A 16,870-nucleotide genomic window follows, 5' to 3' on the forward strand; every position below is an offset into this window, starting at 1 on the left:
TGAACACCTTTGTTCGTAGATTCGTTGCAGGAAGAAGACCCATGGCAATCGAACCGACGATCCGAGGGACAGCAGTGAATTTCCACACCGCGCGGGGGGCGAGTAGGAGATCGCGCGCCCCGGCCGTCGGCGAGCCCCGCCCCGGAGACCGCCGCCTGGGAGACCGCACCATCCGCCCGGTGCCGGGCCACGGACATGCGAAGGAGATCGGCGCGGCGACCGTATTGGCCACGCTGGGCGTACTCGTCGTCACCGGGTGGCTGACCGCCTCCGGCACCCCGCCCCGCGCGACCGTCGCGATGCCCGCCGGACCGGATCGGCCCTACGAATTCGCCGCGACCTCGGTCTCCACCGGGTCCATCACCGGCGTCACCGCCCTGATTCTGATCTGCCTGATCACCGGCGCCGCGGTGATCGGCCTGCTGTTCTATTCGCCGGCCCCGCCACACGCCGACCGGCGACGCGATCATCGACGTCCACGGTTACCGCAGACAGCAATGCGGCCCCGCCGAAGCGGGGCCGCATTATCGCGAGCCGAGCGGCACCTGCGGGTGCGCACCGGGCACGGAGAGATGTACTGCTCTCCTATTCGTCCAAGGCGCCCGGCGCGGTCTTCGAGACCGTCATCAAGAATTCGACGTTGCTCTTCGACTTCTTCAAACGGTCGATGAGCAGGTCGATCGCCTGCTGCGAATCGAGGCCCGAGAGCACCCGGCGCAGCTTGTGGAGGACCGCCATCTCGTCGGGCGACATCAGCAGCTCGTCGTGGCGGGTGCTGGACGGGTTGATGTCGACGGCCGGGAACACGCGGCGCTCGGCGATCTTGCGATCGAGCTTGAGCTCGGCGTTACCGGTGCCCTTGAACTCCTCGAAGATCACCGTGTCACCGGTGGAACCGGTCTCCACCATGGCGGTGGCGATGATGGTCAGCGAGCCGCCGTTCTCGATGTTGCGGGCCGCGCCGAGGAACCGCTTGGGCGGGTACAGCGCGGTCGAGTCCACACCACCGGACAGGATGCGACCGGAGGCCGGCGAGGAGTTGTTGTACGCACGACCCAGCCGGGTGATCGAGTCGAGCAGTACGACGACGTCCTGACCCATCTCGACCAGGCGCTTGGCCCGCTCGATGGCGAGTTCGGCGACCGAGGTGTGGTCACTCGGCGGACGGTCGAACGTGGAGGCGATCACCTCGCCGCGCACCGAGCGCTGCATATCGGTGACCTCTTCGGGACGCTCGTCCACCAGCACCACCATCAGGTAGCACTCGGGGTTGTTGGTGGCGATCGCGTTCGCGATGTCCTGCAGGATCGTGGTCTTACCCGCCTTGGGCGGCGACACGATCAGCGCACGCTGACCCTTACCGATCGGCATGATCAGGTCGATCACGCGGGTCGTCAGCTTGTTCGGCGTGGTCTCGAGCCGCAGCCGCTGGTTGGGGTACAGCGGGGTGAGCTTGTTGAATTCCGGCCGGCGGCGGGCGGATTCGACATCCGAGCCGTTGACCGTGTCCAGCCGCACCAGCGGATCGAACTTCTGCCGCTGGTTGCTCTGTTCGCCCTCGCGCGGAGCACGCACCGCACCGGTGATCGCGTCGCCGCGGCGCAGGCCGTTCTTGCGCACCAGGTTCATCGACACGTAGACGTCGTTCGGGCCGGCCAGGTAGCCGGAGGTGCGGACGAACGCGTAGTTGTCCAGCACGTCGAGGATGCCGGCGACCGGCTGCAGGACATCGTCCTCGCGGATCTCGACCTCGCGGCCCTCGCCGCCCTCACGGTCACGCCCGCCACGACGGCGCTCCCGGAACCGGCGGCCGCGGCGCCCGCGCCCACCTTCCTCGTCGTCGCCACCACGGTCTCCGCCACGGTCGCCACCGCGGGCGGCGCCGTTCTGGCCGGCCTGGTTCTGACCGCCGGACTGGTTGCGGTCGCGGCGACGATCGCCCGACTCCTGATCCGCCTTGGCGTCGCCGCCCTCGGCCTTCGGTTCGGTCTTGGTTTCGGCGCGAGCCTCACCACCGCGGTTGTCGCCACGGTTGTCGCCGCCCTCGCCACGCTGGTCGCGGCCACGACGCTGGCGGCCGCGGCCACGCTGGCCGCCGTCACGGCCGGACTCGTCACCCGAATCGGCCGGGCGCGCAGCCGATTCCGCGGTTTCCGCCTTGGCGGACGCGTTCTCGGTGCCGACACCGTCGAGAGTCTGCTGCTGACCGCGCGCGGCACCGTTGCGGGTGCCCTTCGGCGCATCGTTCTTGGCGCGGCCCTTGCCGGTGGACTCGGCGGCGTTCTCGGAGGTCTGGGGGGAGTCCGTCTTCGCCGACGCACCGGATTCGGTCGCAGCGCCGGTATTCGACGCGGACTTCGCGGCCGGCTCGGCGCCCGCGTCCGCTTCAGCGGATTTCGCATCACCCCGGCCACCACGCGCGGACTTGCCGGTGCCGGCGGAAGCCTGATTTTCCTTGATGGCGGCGATGAGATCGCCCTTACGCATTCCGGATGTGCCTCGGATACCGAGCTCTCCGGCAAGCGCACGCAACTGCGGCAACAACATTCCAGTCAGCCCCGATCGTGCGACGTCGGTGTGTTCGCTCATCTTCGAAATCTGTCCGGAGTCACTTTCGCGGCCGTCCGAGGGATTTGCAGTGTCCACCCCGGGTGTCGCGAGCAGGTCCGTATCTGTCACGGAGATCCTTTCCTTCCCTCGATTGCCGTGTGCATATTCGAGGGTTCGTCCCGAAGCCCGATCACTGTGCCGAGCTCGGATGCCGTATCGCCTGCCCCGCCGGACCGATGGAATCACCACCTGGTCACGGCCACCGGTTCATTGAGTGGGAGTGATCATTCCAGTCGCTGTCCCCGACGTCGAGGTCGAAGTCCCGAGTGATTCGAGCCCCCGAGCCACCGAGCTTGAGCAAGGAGCCTGCTGGAGCGATTGCCCTGATGAAGCACCGGCGTCTGACGCGCACGATGTACGGACGTGCTCAGGATAGCTCTGTATGACCACGTCAGCAAGGCAGCCACGCCATCAATCCACGCGTACACCCGCGGAAATGTCGGGTTCGACCACGCGCAGACCGTCGTCCTCGGCGAGTCTGCGCAGGTCGTCCGGAAATTCTCCGGTGCCCAGCGCCAGGATGGTCGGACCGGCGCCCGACACCATCGCGGCGAGTCCGGCGGTGCGCAGCCGGGTGATCCAGGCGGTGGTCAGCGGCAGCGCGGCGGCGCGATAACCCTGGTGCAGACGGTCCTGCGTCGCGGGCAGGAGCAGGTCGGGACGCTCGGTCAGGGCGACCACCGACAGCGCGGCGCGGCTGACGTTGAACGCGGCGTCGCCGTGCGGGACCATCTCCGGCAGCAGGCCGCGGGTGTGCGCGGTCGAGGACCGCTCCTGCGGGATCAGCACCGTCGCGCGCAGTCGCGGATGCGGATCCAGCCGCACCGCACGGTAGACGCGCTGGTGGTGCTCCACCGAACTGCTCGCGTCGAGTTCGCCGGCCCGGTCGGATTCGGTCCACGACACCACGATGCCGCCGAGCACGCTGGCGGCCGCGTTGTCGGGATGTCCCTCGAATTCCGAAGCCAGCTGCACCAATTCGGCATCCGAACCCGTCAGCGCAGGGTCGAATTTCGCGGCCAGTCCGCGCGCGGCGGCGAGTCCGCCGACCGCCGCCGAAGCCGAGGATCCCAGCCCGCGCGAATGCGGAATGACGTTGCGGCACACCACGTCCAGCCCGTCGGCCCACACGCCCGCGGCTTCCAGACCGCGTTCGATCGCGCGCACCACCAGATGTGAAGGGCCCCAAGGAACGTCGTCGGCGCCCTCACCCTCCACTCGGATGGTAAGCCCGGAATCGGTGGTACGTACCACGATTTCGTCGTACAGCCCCAAAGCGATACCCAGCGAATCGAATCCGGGCCCGAGATTGGCGCTGGAGGCGGGCACCCGGGCCGTGACGGTGATTCCGGGGGGCAGGGTTCGCGTCACCGTGGCACCGTGCTGTCGTTCGGCGCCGTCCGACGAAGGCGCTGCGGGGTCGACTCGCCGCGCCCGCTCACTGAGCTGACCTTCGCGCGCACTCAACTCAGGCCAACTCGAGCTCGCGAGCCACCGCTACCGGATCGACCGCGATCGCCTCGACCGCGGGCATACCCAGCAGCGCGGTGTCGGGATCCTTGAGACCGTTGCCGGTGACGGTGCACACGACGGTGAGCCCGGAATCGAGCCAGCCCTCCTTGCGCGCGGCCAGCAGACCGGCCACGCTCGCGGCCGAGGCGGGTTCCACGAAGACGCCCTCGGTGCTCGCGACCAGGCGGTACGCGGCGAGGATCTCCTCGTCGGTAGCGGCCCGGAAGGCGCCGCCGGACTGCTCCTTGGCCGCCACCGCGCTGTTCCAGGACGCGGGCGCGCCGATCCGGATCGCGGTCGCGATGGTTTCGGGGTCCTTCACCGGCGCGCCGTTGACCAGCGGCGCGGCCCCGGCGGCCTGCACACCGAGCATGCGCGGACGGTTCACGATGAGGCCGTCGGCGTGATATTCGCTGTAGCCCTTCCAATACGCGGTGATGTTGCCCGCGTTGCCGACCGGCAGGGCGTGCACATCGGGGGCCTTGCCCAGTGCGTCGCAGATCTCGAAGGCCGCGGTCTTCTGCCCCTCGATGCGGGCCGGGTTGACCGAGTTCACGAGACCGACCTCGGGAAAGTCCGAGGTGACCTTGCGGGCCAGCTCGAGGCAGTCGTCGAAATTGCCCTCGACCTGAATGATCTTGGCGCCGAGCATGACCGCCTGCGCGAGCTTGCCCATCGCGATCTTGCCCTGCGGGATCAGCACCGCGCAGTGCATGCCGGCCCGGGTGGCGTACGCCGCCGCCGAGGCGGAGGTGTTACCCGTGGAGGCGCACAGCACCGCCTTCTGGCCGCGGGCCTTGGCATCGGTCATCGCCATGGTCATCCCGCGGTCCTTGAAGGAACCGGTCGGGTTGAGGCCCTCGACCTTGAGATACACCTCACAGCCCGTGAGCTCGGACAGGTGATGCGCGGGCACCAGCGGCGTGCCGCCCTCGTAGAGGGTGACCGGCTCCCAGTCGGCGCCGACCGCCAGGCGTTCCCGATAGGCGGCGATCAGCCCCGGCCACGGAGTGTGCACGGCCCCGGCCGACGGCGGCGCTCCTGTCTGACTCATTCCTCGGTGCCTTCCAATCTCAAGACGCTGGTCACGGACGTGACGGATTCCAGCTCGGCAAGTGCTGCCACCGTATCGGCCAGCGCCGACTCTGGTGCGTGGTGGGTGACCACGACCAGTCGGGCGCCCTCGTCGTGTCCCTCCTGGCGGACCGTCGAGATGCTGACACCGTGCTCGGCGAATTTGCCGGACACCGCCTGCAGAACCCCGGTGCGGTCGGCAACCTGCAGGTTCACGTGATAGCGGGTCGGGATGTCGCCGATCGGCGCGATCGGCAGCTCAGCATAAACCGATTCACCCGGTGCGCGGCCACCGTAGAACTTGTTGCGGGCCGCCATCACCAGATCGCCCATGACGGCCGAGGCGGTCGGCGCGCCGCCCGCGCCCTGGCCGTAGAACATCAGCCGGCCGGCGTTCTCGGCCTCGACCACCACCGCGTTGAAGGCGCCGTTCACCGACGACAGCGGATGCCGCCGCGGGATCAGCGCCGGGTAGACGCGCACCGACACCCGGTCCTTACCGGCGGGCGTGCTGCCCGCTTCGCCCGGCGCGGCCACCGCCGAACCGTCCATCGACAGCCGCTCGCCGCCGGGCATCCGCTCGCAGATGGCCAGCAGCTTCACGGTGCAGCCGACCGCCGCCGCGGTCTCCAGATCCTCGGCGGTGATCTTCGAGATGCCCTCGCGGTACACATCGGCCGCGGTGACGCGGGTGTGGAAGGCCAGCGAGGCGAGGATCGCGGCCTTGGCGGCGGCGTCGTACCCCTCGACATCGGCGGTGGGATCGGCCTCGGCGTAGCCGAGCCGGGTCGCCTCGGCGAGCGTATCGGTGTAGTCGGCGCCGGTCTCGTCCATCGCCGAGAGAATGAAATTAGTTGTGCCGTTGACGATTCCGACCACCCGGTTCACCCGGTCGCCGGACATCGACTGGATCAGCGGGCGCACCACCGGGATGGCGCCGGCGACCGCGGCCTCGAAGTACAGATCGGCGCGGCTGCCCTCGGCCGCCGCGGCCAGCTCACCGGTGTAGTCGGCCAGCAGCGCCTTGTTCGCGGTCACCACCGATTTGCCGCCGTTGAGCGCGGACAGGATCAGCTTGCGAGCCGGATCGATACCGCCCATCACCTCGACCACCAGGTCGACGTCGTCGCGGGCGACCAGCGCTTCGGCGTCGGTGGTCAGCAGCTCGGCCGGAATGCCTCGGTCGACGTCGAGGCGCCGCACGGCGACGCCCCGCAGCACCACCGGGGCGCCGACCCGCGAGCGCAGGTCGTCGGCGTGGTCGCGCAGAATGCGCACCACCTCGGTGCCGACATTGCCCATGCCGAGCACCGCGACCCCGATGGGATGTTCGATTCCGAACGCACCGCCTCTGGCCTGGTTCGTCGCCTCGGTCATGAGTGCACCTCCGTCGCTTCCAGGCTCATCAGATCCGCCACCGTCTCGCGGCGCAGCAGCAGCCGCGCCTGCCCGTCGCGGACCGCGACCACGGCCGGCCGGGTGAGCATGTTGTAGCGGCTGGCCATCGAATAGCAGTACGCTCCCGTGGCCGCGACCGCAACCAGGTCTCCCGGTCCGACGTCGGCGGGCATCCAGGTGTTCCGGATGACGATATCGCCACTCTCACAATGCTTTCCGACCACACGCGCCACCACGGGGGCGGACTCGCTGGAGCGCGAGACCAGCCGGCAGTCGTAGTCGGCCTGATACAGCGCGGGACGGATGTTGTCGCTCATCCCGCCGTCGACGCTGACGTAGCGGCGCTGCGCGCCCGCGTCGAGCGAGACGTCCTTGGTGGTACCGACCTCGTAGAGGGTGACGGTGCCGGGGCCGGCGATCGCGCGGCCGGGCTCCACCGCGATGGTCGGGGTGGGCAGGCCGATCTGCGCCGCCTCCACCTCGACGATGTCGCGCACCTTCGCGGCGAAGTCGTCCAGCGGCGGCGGATCGTCGCTCGGCAGATACGAAATGCCCAGCCCGCCACCGAGATCCAGGATCGCGATCTGTTCGGTGCGCTCGACGCCGAACTTCTCGATCGCATCGCGCAGCAGTCGCAACATGCGCCGCGCCGAGATCTCGAAGCCGTCGATGTCGAAGATCTGCGATCCGATGTGGCTGTGCAGGCCGACCAGGCGCAGATTGTCCGCCTCGAAGACCCGGGCCAACGCCTCCATCGCGTCGCCGCCGGCGATCGAGAAGCCGAACTTCTGATCCTCGTGCGCGGTCGAAATGTATTCGTGCGTATGCGCTTCCACGCCGACGGTGACGCGGACCAACACGTCCTGCACCACGCCCGCGCGGGCGGCGACCGCCTCCAGGCGCTCGATTTCGATCAGCGAGTCGACCACGACGTGCCCGACGCCCGCCGCGACGGCCTGCTCCAGCTCGGCGACCGATTTGTTGTTGCCGTGCAGGGCGATTCGCTCGGCGGGGAAGCCGCCGTGCAGCGCCACCGCCAGTTCACCGCCGGAACACACGTCCAGGTGCAGGCCCTCGTCACGCACCCAGCGCGCGATCTCGCCGCACAGAAATGCCTTGGACGCGTAGTGGACTCGCGCGCCGGGACCGAAGGCGCGGACCATATCGCGGCAGCGGGAACGGAAGTCGTCCTCGTCGACCACGAACAGCGGCGTGCCGAATTCGGCGGCGAGCTGCGTGACGGGCATACCGGCCAGGCGCACCACGCCGTCGGCGTCGCGAGAGGCGTTGCGGGGCCAGACCTTTTCGGGCAGGTCGATCATCGCGCGGGGGTCGGCGGGCCGCTCCGGCAGGTTGGGGGCGTGGGGGATCTCGGCGTGCCGAGGTCCCGCCGGATGCGCACTCACAATAATTCCTTCCTCACACGATGACCTGACCGACGGCGGTTCACATGCGCTCCGGGGCGGATACGCCCAGCAGCGCCAGACCGTTGGACAGCACCTGACGGGTGACGTCGACCAGTTGCAGGCGGGCGGCGTTGACCGGCAGGACCGGGTCGTCGTTCTGCGGCAGGATCCGCAGCGTCTTGTTGGTCTGGAAGCGGTGGTAGGCGCCGGCCAGTTCCTCCAGATAACGGGCCACGCGGTGCGGTTCACGCAGGCTCGCCGCGCTCGCCACCACGGCCGGGAACTCGCCGAGGGTGCGGATCAGCTCACCCTCCTCGTCGGCGGACAGCAGACCGAGATCCGGTGTGACACCGGCGAATCCGAAGTCCGTGGCGTTGCGGGCGACCGCACAGGTGCGGGCGTGCGCGTACTGCACGTAGTAGACCGGATTCTCACTGCTCTGCTTGGTCCACAGATCCAGGTCGATATCGATACTCGAGTTCACCGAACTGCGCACCAGCACGTAGCGGGCGGCGTCGACGCCGATCGCCTCGACCAGATCGTCGAGTGTGACGACCGTACCGGCGCGCTTGCTCATCCGCACCGCCACACCGTCGCGCACCAGATTCACCATCTGGCCGATCAGCACCTCGACGGTATCCGGATCGTCGCCGAACGCGGCCGCCGCCGCCTTCAACCGGCCGATGTAGCCGTGATGGTCGGCGCCGAGCATGTAGATGCAGAGGTCGAACCCGCGCGAGCGCTTGTTCTGGAAGTAGGCGATGTCGCCGCCTATATAGGCGGATTTGCCGTCGCTCTTGATGACGACGCGGTCCTTGTCGTCACCGTATTCGGTGCTGGCGATCCACCAGGCGCCGTCCTTCTCGTACAGGTTGCCCGAGGCCTTGAGCTGGTCGAGCGCCTTCTCGACGGCACCGGAGGCGAACAGCGAGCTCTCGTTGAAGTACACGTCGAAATCGGTGCCGAAATCGTGCAGCGTCTGCTTGATGTGGGCGAACATCAGCTCGACACCCTCGCGGCGGAACAGTTCGTGCCGCTCGTCCTCCGGCAGCGTCACCGCATCCGGATGCGCGGCGGTGATCTGGCCGGCGATATCGGAGATGTAGGCACCGGCGTAGCCGTTCTCCGGGGTGGGCGCGCCGGTGGCGGCGGCGACCAGCGATTCGGCGAAGCGGTCGATCTGCGCGCCGTGGTCGTTGAAGTAGTACTCGCGGGTCACGTCGGCGCCCTGAGCGGCCAGGATGCGACCCAGCGCATCGCCGACCGACGCCCAGCGGGTGCCGCCGAGATGGACCGGGCCGGTCGGATTGGCGGAGACGAACTCCAGGTTGATCTTGGTGCCGGTGAGTGCCTGCGCGGTGCCGTAGGCGGCGCCCGCGGCGCGGATCTGCTCCACGATGGCGCCCTGGGCGGCCGCGGCGAGACGGATGTTGAGGAAGCCCGGACCGGCCACATCGGCCGATTCGATGCCGTCGGTGGCGGCCAGCGCGGCGGCCAGCAGACCGGCCAGTTCGCGCGGATTCATTCCGGCCTTCTTGCCCACCTGCATGGCCACATTCGTGGCATAGTCTCCGTGTTCCGGATTACGGGGACGCTCCACCTTGACCTCGTCGGGCAGGACCGCAGGGTCGGATCCACGTTCGACGAGCACCTTCGCCGCGGTCGCACGAAGGAGTTCTGCAAGGTCAGCTGGAGTCACGAGTCTCTATCCTATGGTCCGAGCGGGTGTGCGCCGCCAGCGGGCACCTGCTCGGCGCACCCGGCATCCGGCACCGGCGGCCCCGGCCCGCCGCGCCCGTACCCCTCCGACACACCCGAAGAGAGCGCTACGCCGATGCCGAACACCAGCGCGAAATCAGCCAAGGCGATTCGTGCCGCCGCGAAATCCGCCCCCGGCGGGGCGTACAACGGTAATTCCAACCCGCCGAAGCACCGGCGTGTTCCCTGGGCGCTGGTCGGCGCGGTCGTGGTGATCGCCGCCCTGGTCGTCGCGCTGGTCGTCTATTTCGTCCCCAAATCGCGCCACCACGCCGACAAAGAGAAGGCCGTTCCGCCGACCGGTCAGATGGACGAACCACCCGCCGGCATCCCCGGCATCCCTGCCATTCCCGGCATGCCGGGTGCGCCGATGCCGACGCGTTAGTGCCGCGCCGCCGCTGAATCCCTGCTCGGACCTGTCTTTTGGCGCACGCCGTGTGATGCGATACGCTTTCCCCGCCCGATCGGACGACGTATCCACTGGTGTCGACCGGGTCCAATCCCCGCCCTCGTAGCTCAGGGGATAGAGCGTCTGCCTCCGGAGCAGAAGGCCGCAGGTTCGAATCCTGCCGAGGGCACAGAAAACGGGCCCCTGACCAGTGATCCACTGCTCAGGGGCTTTTTTCGTCCATACCTTCTGCTCGAGCAGTTGTGGTCCGGACCGCTGGAGAATTCAGTAGCTCGCGGTTACCGGGGGCGGCTCCCACACCCCATCGAGGACGGTCGGTCGGGCCAGTAGGCACGCAGGTACGCAGGACCGCTCGGGTTGTCGATTCCGGGGATGCTCGCGCGTCGGAGGGGTGTACGGCCCGAACGAGGGCCACGCCGACGAACGAAGGACATGCCATGACCACGACTCGAACCGACGACTCGGCCGCCATCGCGCAGATCTTGGCCGATCAGTACAAGGCCTGGGCGGCCGGGGACGCCGACGCTTTCGTCGCGGACTACGCCGAGGACGCCACGGTGATCATGCCGGGGACCTATCGGCGCAGCCGGGCGGAGATCCGGCAGGGTATGGCGGACAGTTTCGCGACCGTTCTCGCGAACTCGACCGTCACCGACGACATCGGAGATATCCGATTCCTCGGCGCGGACCACGCCGTGGTCGTCAGCAGGGCCGCGATTCTGTTCGCCGGGGAAACCGACGTCCCCGCCGACCGGTACGTCGACGCGACCTGGGTCCTGCACCGGCGCGACGGCAAATGGACGGTTGCCGCGTACCACAACAGCCCCGCCGCGGCGCGCTAGCGGTCGGCCACTCACCCGAATCGAACGATCGACACCACCCCCACGATCACGCAGTACGCCGCGAACGGCAACAGGGTTCGGGTCTGGAAGTAGCGTTCCAGATAGCGGACGGCGAACCACGACGTGACACCGGACACCACCGCGCCGACGAGGATCGGCCCCCAGATCACCTCGGCGCGTGGGGATATCAGGTCCGGGAGGTCGACTATCCCGGCGCCGAAGATCGCGGGGGTGGCGAGGAGGAAGGCGAATTTGGCGGCGTGTTCGTGCTCCAGACCGCGCCAGAGACCGCCGACCATGGTGAGGCCGGCCCGGCTGAAGCCGGTGAGGAGGGCGCCGGCTTGAGCCAGGCCGATGCCGACCGCATCCCGGGAGTCGAGGGCAGCCAAGCGGCGGTCCGATTGCGGGAGGGAAAGCGTTGTCGCCGTGCGAGTTCGGCCGTTCGCCTGGTTCAGGGCGAAGCGACGGCCGTATTCGGCGAGGGTGGGCTCGTTGCGGCGACGCAGCCCCTCGCCGACGACCAGCACCACGCCGTTGACGGTCAGAAAGGCCGCGGCGCACAACGGAGCCGCGAAGACATCGTGCAGGGGATGTTCGAGCAGCGGGCCGAGCACCGCGACCGGCACGGTCGCGATGATGATCAACCAGGCCAGCCGCTGCGGAACGGTATCGAGGCGCCGCGTCCGCACCATCTCGACGAATCCGACGATGATCGCGCACCAGTCGCGCCGGTAGTAGATCACCAGCGCGACCGCCGTCGCCACGTGCAAGGCGACGACGAACGCCAAATAGGTTGCAGCGGATTCGGTTCCGCCCCGGTCGGCCAGGGCTCCCCAGCGTCCACCCAGCCAGGCCGCCACGAGAACCGAATGTCCGAGACTGGAGATCGGGAACAGCTCGGTGAAACCCTGCACCGCGCCGATGACCATCGCTTCGAAATAGGTGAGCATCGCGACGAGTTTCGCACGGCAATCATAAAGGTTCCTGTGAGTCGAATCTCGGATAAGTCACTGCGCGACAACGGGTTTCGAATCGTCCGATATGCCCGAAGTTGATCTTGGATATCGAGGACGGCGACCCTGGGGCATCTCCGAGGGCCGCCGCCCCGTCACTCAACGCTGCGCCCGTACGCTCCGAAATGTCGACGCCACAAGCAATGTCAGTACCGCGATCCCCGCCGCCGCGGCGAAGGCGGTCGTGATGCCGGAGACCAGCACATGCACGGCCGAGCCGGACGCGGCCCGGACAGCGGTGCCGAAGACCGTGACCAGCACCGCCAGCCCCAGCGCCGCACCGGTCTGCTGCAGCGTCTGCAGCGCACCGCCCGCCGCACCGGCCTCCTCGGGCGCCACATTCGCCATGATGATCACGTTCAGCGGCGAAAACGCCAGGCCGATACCGCATCCCATCAAGACCGTCGCCACCGCGAGCAGCGGGAAGTAACCGGTATCGGTATCGAGCAAGGTGAGCAGGACCAGCCCGCCGATCATCGCGGCCGTCCCCACCAGCGTCACCGGCTTGGGTCCGAAACGGGGCAGCAGGCGGGGAATCAGCCGGATCATGGTGAACATCGTCACCGCGGTCGGCAGGAAGGCGAAACCCGTTGCCAGCGCGCTCATTCCCCGCACTTCCTGCAGATACTGGGTGAGGAAGAAGAACATCGAGGTTCCCGCCATCGGGCCGAGGAACATATTCGCGTACGCGGCGGCGCGATTGCGGTCGGCGAACAGGTGCAGGGGCAGCAGCGGCTGGACGGCGCGGCGTTCGATGAGCAGGAACGCCACCAGTGCGACGACGCCGACCGTGAGCGACACATCGGTCGTCACATCGTCCCAGCCGTGCGCCGCCGCGCTGATGAACCCGTAGACCAACGCGGCCACCGCACCCGTCGCGGTCACCGCTCCGGGGAGGTCGAGGTGCGCGCGACGGCGCGGCGCGTCGGGCAGATACCGCACCGCCAGCAGTGCCACCACCAGCCCGAACGGCACGTTGATGAACAGCACCGAGCGCCAGCTCAGCCATTGGGTCAGCAGCCCGCCCAGGATCAGCCCGATCGCGAATCCCGCACTCGACATGCCGGAGAACAGGGCGAGCACCCGTACTCGCATCTTCGGATCGGCGAATGTGGTGGTGAGCAGGGCGAGAGTATTCGGTCCGGCCATCGCGCCGCCCAGGCCCTGCACGATGCGAGCGACGATCAGCCAGGCGGCCGACGGCGCCAGACCGCCGCCGAGGGAGGCGAGGGTGAAGAGCACGGTCCCGAGGATGAACAGGCGCCGGCGTCCGAACAGGTCACCGGCCCGGCCGCCGAGCAGCAGCAGCCCACCGAAGACCAGCGTGTAGGCGTTCATCACCCAGGACAGGCCGGTGGCGCTGAAGTGCAGATCGTGCTGAATGCGCGGCAGCGCCACATTCATGACGGTGATGTCGAGCACGATCATCAACTGGCAGGTCAGCAGCGTGACCAGCACGATGCCGGAGCGCAGCCGCCGGGGCGGTGCGCCGGCCTGCGCAGACGAGGAAAGCACGGAGGTAGAGGTCGTGGAGGTAGACAAGGAGGCTCCATCGGATGCGGAACTAAACGGAGAAGGTCTCCGTTTCCAATGGAGATAGCATATGGAGAAGTTCTCCGGTTACGCAAGACTAAGCGGAGAGTTCGTCCGTTTCCACTGGAGGAATCGTGAGCGCACCGTCGACACAGGGGTCCGGGCGCGCGGCGCCGCCGCGTCCGATGCGCGCGGATGCGCGGCGTAACTACGAGCGCATACTCGAATGCGCGCGCGAGGCGTTCGCCGAATACGGTCCCGAGGCGCCCCTCGACGAGGTCGCGCGCCGCGCCGCGGTGGGGCCGGGCACCCTCTACCGGCACTTTCCCAACCGGGACGCGCTCATCGAGGCCGTCTATCGATCGAGCATCGAGGCGTTGGCCGAACTCGCCGACGAGCTGACCGAAACCCTCCCCCCGCTCGAGGCCCTGGAGCAGTGGTTCCGCGCCCAGGTGCGGTTCGTGATGGACAAACGCAGTCTGGCGGTGACTCTCAAGGCCGCCATCGACCGCGGATCGCAGACCTTCACGCTGTGCTCGAATCTGATCACCGACGCCGCGACTTCGGTCCTGCAACCGGCCCAGGAAGCCGGGTTGATCCGCCCGGAGATCGAACCACGCGACCTGTTGCGCCTGGGCCACGGGATCGGCGTCGCGTGCGAGACATCACCCGATGCGGCCGAACGGCTGATCACGGTCACCCTGGCCGGCCTGCGGACCACCGGCTGAGCCGATATTCGATTGCCCGCCGCGATCGGTGGCCGTAGCCTCGCTCCGTTTTCCATTCATCCATTCGGAAGGGAGTGAACACGTGCAACCACTGACCGAACGCGAGATCCGCTCGTCGTTCGTGAACTGTTCCAAGGGCGATGCCAAACGCATGCCGGTCCCCCGGGATCTCGACGCGCAACCGTGGGACGACCTGGACTTCTTCGGCTGGAACGATCGGTCGATGCCGGGCCGCGCATATCTGGTGACCCCGCAGGACGATCGACTGGTCGGCGTGGCCCTGCGCTACGAGACGGGCGTATCCGGCCGGGCCCAGCTGTGCTCGATCTGCCTGACCACACATACCGGTAGCGGCGTGTCGCTGCTCACCGCGCACAAGGTCGGCGACTCCGGGCGGCGCGGCAATTCGGTCGGCATCTACATGTGCACCGATCTCGCCTGTTCGCTGTACGCGCGCAACAAGAAGCGTCCGGCGCTGGGCAACCGCTACCGCGAGGATCTGACCGACGAGGAGAAGGCCGAGCGGGTGCGCACGAACCTGCGCGCATTCGTGGAGCGTCTCTACAGCTGACCGGCCAGGACAGCGCCCACCCGATCGAACGGAGGTAGATGCCGTGCGCCGACACTCGAGGACCGCGCCGCAGCCCTGATGCCCCGAGCCCGCCGGACTCGGGGCATTTTCATGTCCCGCGAAGACCCCTGTCCACCGAAGATCATCCCCTCCGGCGGCCTTTATTCCGGCGCCGATATCAGATATCGCTGCACCGTCGTGCCGATCTCGGCGACGATCTGCTCCCTCGTCAGTGCCACCACCGGCGGCAGCCGCAAGACGTAGCGGCACAGCGCCAAGCCCAGAATCTGTGTGACCACCAGACCGGCTCGCCGCGGCGCGTCGGCGGGGTCGCCGACCCGGGTCACCATGGGCATCAGCTGTTCGGCGAAGACACGTTGAAACCGTTGCACCACAGCATCATCCGCCACCGAGGAACGCAACAGCGTCATCAGTAGTTCGTTACCCGGCGGTGTCTCCCACAGTTCCAGGAAGCGCCGGGCGATCGTCTCGCCGAGCGCGTCCTCGCCGACCGAGGCCAGATCCGGCAGACCGAGATCGACATCGAGCGCCGCGTCGAACAGGCCGTCCTTGTTGCCGTAATACCGCATCACCATCGACGGATCGATGCCGGCGTCGGCGGCGATCGCCCGGATGGTCGCCTTGGCGAATCCCTCCCGTGCGAAGTGCCGGCGAGCCGCCGACAGAATCGCCGCACGAGTGACGTCCGAGCGGCGTGGCACAGTCTCTTCACTCATGCCTGCAACCGTAGGTCAACAACTGTTGACTTTCCATCTCGGGGCGGTTTATATTCGATGTCAACAGTCGTTGGCCAACACAAGTTGGCAGTCTCTCGGGAGTAGTCATGAGCAGCACAGTTCCCACCACCGCCGCAGTAGTCATCGTCGGCGCGGGACCCGCCGGGCTCACCGCCGCGATCGCGCTCGCCGATGCCGGCGCCGACGTGGTTCTGCTGGATCGACTGGCCGCCGGGGCGAACACCTCCCGGGCGGCGGTCGTGCACGCCCGGACCCTCGAGGTGCTGGACGAATTCGGCATCGCCTCGACCCTGCACGATCTGGGACTCGAGGTACCGCGCTTCGTCCTACACGACGGCGCCGACCGGCTGGCCACCGTCGGCTTCTCCGACCTGCCGACGCCGTTCCCCTACACGTTGATGGTCGGGCAGGAGACCACCGAGGCGGTCCTGCTCGACCGGCTGCATCGGGCCGGCGGACAGGTTCTGCGGCCCGTGGAGGTCACGGCGGTGATCCCCGGCGAGGCGTCGGCGACCGTCGAATTCACCGACGCCGCAGGGCAATCCGGATCGATCCAGGCCCGCTACGTGATCGGCGCGGACGGGATGCACAGCCGGGTACGCGAGGCGGCGGGAATCGGATTCACCGGCGCCACCTATCCGGAATCGTTCGTCCTGGCGGATGTGCGGATGGACTGGCCCGCTCCGCGCGACGAGGTGTCGCTGCACGTCTCGCCGGAAGGCGTCACCGTCGTCGCACCCCTGCCCGACACCGAGCACGATCGTTTCCGCATCGTCGCCACCGTCGCCGAGGCGCCCGAACATCCCACCCGCGCGCAGGTACAGGCACTGCTGGACGCCCGCTGCCCGGGCGCCACGGTACGAGAGGTGCTGTGGAGCTCACGTTTCCGCGTGCACCACCGGGTTGCCGACCACTACCGCGCCGGGCGGATCCTGCTCGCCGGAGATGCCGCCCACGTGCACAGCCCCGCCGGTGGGCAGGGAATGAACACCGGCATTCAGGACGCCGCCCTACTGGGCACGCTGCTGGCCCGGGTCCTGCGCGGTGAACCCGACACGCTGCTCGACGAGTACGAGCGCACCCGCCGCCCGGTCGCGCTGGACGTGGTCGCCTTCACCGATCGCATGACCCGGATGGCGACCCTGCGCCCGCGGCCGGCGCGCCTGCTGCGCAATACCGCGATCCGCCTCGTCACCCGCGTTCCGGCGGTGCGCACGACGCTGGCCTACCGGCTCGCCGAACTCGCCAACCGGTGACA

At 68.3% G+C, this 16,870-nt stretch carries 14 protein-coding genes and 1 tRNA gene; 6 read left to right on the forward strand and 9 right to left on the reverse strand.

What is annotated here, in order from left to right; all coding sequences use genetic code 11:
- Positions 1–585: 585 nt before the first annotated feature.
- The 6 genes from rho to argS form a co-directional block, all read right to left on the reverse strand.
- A complete protein-coding gene (rho, locus tag IG65_RS0129845) occupies positions 586–2,589 on the reverse strand; it encodes a transcription termination factor Rho (RefSeq protein WP_156055844.1) in 2,004 nt (667 codons plus the stop codon).
- Positions 2,590–3,021: 432 nt separating this feature from the next.
- Complete coding sequence (thrB, locus tag IG65_RS0129850) at positions 3,022–3,981, reverse strand: homoserine kinase (RefSeq protein WP_030518288.1); 960 nt, start codon at positions 3,979–3,981, stop codon at positions 3,022–3,024.
- 97 nt (positions 3,982–4,078) lie between these two features.
- Positions 4,079–5,176: a threonine synthase gene (gene thrC / locus IG65_RS0129855; RefSeq protein WP_051757221.1), complete on the reverse strand. Its 1,098-nt coding sequence runs from the start codon at positions 5,174–5,176 to the stop codon at positions 4,079–4,081.
- The gene (locus tag IG65_RS0129860; RefSeq protein ID WP_051757223.1) at positions 5,173–6,573 is read right to left on the reverse strand and encodes a homoserine dehydrogenase; all 1,401 of its coding nucleotides are present in this window, start codon (positions 6,571–6,573) and stop codon (positions 5,173–5,175) included. The genes thrC and IG65_RS0129860 overlap by 4 nt, the downstream gene beginning before the upstream one ends.
- Positions 6,570–8,000 (reverse strand): diaminopimelate decarboxylase, encoded by a 1,431-nt coding sequence (gene lysA, locus IG65_RS0129865; protein WP_030518291.1) that lies wholly within the window; start codon positions 7,998–8,000, stop codon positions 6,570–6,572. Before lysA ends, IG65_RS0129860 begins: the two co-directional genes overlap by 4 nt.
- 40 nt (positions 8,001–8,040) lie before the next feature.
- Complete coding sequence (argS, locus tag IG65_RS0129870; protein WP_030518292.1) at positions 8,041–9,699, reverse strand: arginine--tRNA ligase; 1,659 nt, start codon at positions 9,697–9,699, stop codon at positions 8,041–8,043.
- A 135-nt stretch (positions 9,700–9,834) separates the two neighbouring features.
- Here argS and IG65_RS0129875 point away from each other — a divergent pair, with 135 nt between their 5' ends.
- The 3 genes from IG65_RS0129875 to IG65_RS0129885 all read left to right on the forward strand — a co-directional run bounded on the left by IG65_RS0129875 (position 9,835) and on the right by IG65_RS0129885 (position 11,009).
- Positions 9,835–10,143, forward strand: a complete 309-nt coding sequence (locus tag IG65_RS0129875; RefSeq protein ID WP_030518293.1) for a hypothetical protein — start codon at positions 9,835–9,837, stop codon at positions 10,141–10,143.
- 120 nt (positions 10,144–10,263) lie between these two features.
- Positions 10,264–10,336, forward strand: a tRNA-Arg gene (locus IG65_RS0129880).
- Between the two features lie 268 nt (positions 10,337–10,604).
- Positions 10,605–11,009, forward strand: coding sequence for an SgcJ/EcaC family oxidoreductase (locus tag IG65_RS0129885; RefSeq protein ID WP_030518294.1), 405 nt, complete (start codon positions 10,605–10,607; stop codon positions 11,007–11,009).
- Positions 11,010–11,020: 11 nt separating this feature from the next.
- Here IG65_RS0129885 and IG65_RS0129890 read toward each other — a convergent pair whose 3' ends face one another.
- Together IG65_RS0129890 and IG65_RS0129895 are read right to left on the reverse strand one after the other, a co-directional pair.
- The gene (locus IG65_RS0129890) at positions 11,021–11,959 is read right to left on the reverse strand and encodes an undecaprenyl-diphosphate phosphatase (protein ID WP_030518295.1); all 939 of its coding nucleotides are present in this window, start codon (positions 11,957–11,959) and stop codon (positions 11,021–11,023) included.
- 162 nt (positions 11,960–12,121) lie between these two features.
- Positions 12,122–13,564 (reverse strand): MFS transporter, encoded by a 1,443-nt coding sequence (locus tag IG65_RS0129895; RefSeq protein WP_231509519.1) that lies wholly within the window; start codon positions 13,562–13,564, stop codon positions 12,122–12,124.
- Positions 13,565–13,689: 125 nt separating this feature from the next.
- Here IG65_RS0129895 and IG65_RS0129900 point away from each other — a divergent pair, with 125 nt between their 5' ends.
- Positions 13,690–14,283, forward strand: a complete 594-nt coding sequence (locus IG65_RS0129900) for a TetR/AcrR family transcriptional regulator (RefSeq protein WP_231509521.1) — start codon at positions 13,690–13,692, stop codon at positions 14,281–14,283.
- Positions 14,284–14,365: 82 nt separating this feature from the next.
- The gene (locus IG65_RS0129905; protein WP_030518298.1) at positions 14,366–14,854 is read left to right on the forward strand and encodes an FBP domain-containing protein; all 489 of its coding nucleotides are present in this window, start codon (positions 14,366–14,368) and stop codon (positions 14,852–14,854) included.
- Between the two features lie 161 nt (positions 14,855–15,015).
- Here IG65_RS0129905 and IG65_RS0129910 read toward each other — a convergent pair whose 3' ends face one another.
- Complete coding sequence (locus IG65_RS0129910) at positions 15,016–15,591, reverse strand: TetR/AcrR family transcriptional regulator (protein WP_030518299.1); 576 nt, start codon at positions 15,589–15,591, stop codon at positions 15,016–15,018.
- A gap of 107 nt (positions 15,592–15,698) precedes the next feature.
- Between IG65_RS0129910 and IG65_RS0129915 the strand changes: the two genes are divergently transcribed.
- Positions 15,699–16,868 (forward strand): NAD(P)/FAD-dependent oxidoreductase, encoded by a 1,170-nt coding sequence (locus IG65_RS0129915; RefSeq protein WP_030518300.1) that lies wholly within the window; start codon positions 15,699–15,701, stop codon positions 16,866–16,868.
- Positions 16,869–16,870 lie beyond the last annotated feature (2 nt).

The sequence above is a fragment of the Nocardia sp. NRRL WC-3656 genome (assembly GCF_000720265.1).
Classification (GTDB): Bacteria; Actinomycetota; Actinomycetes; order Mycobacteriales; family Mycobacteriaceae; genus Nocardia; species Nocardia nova.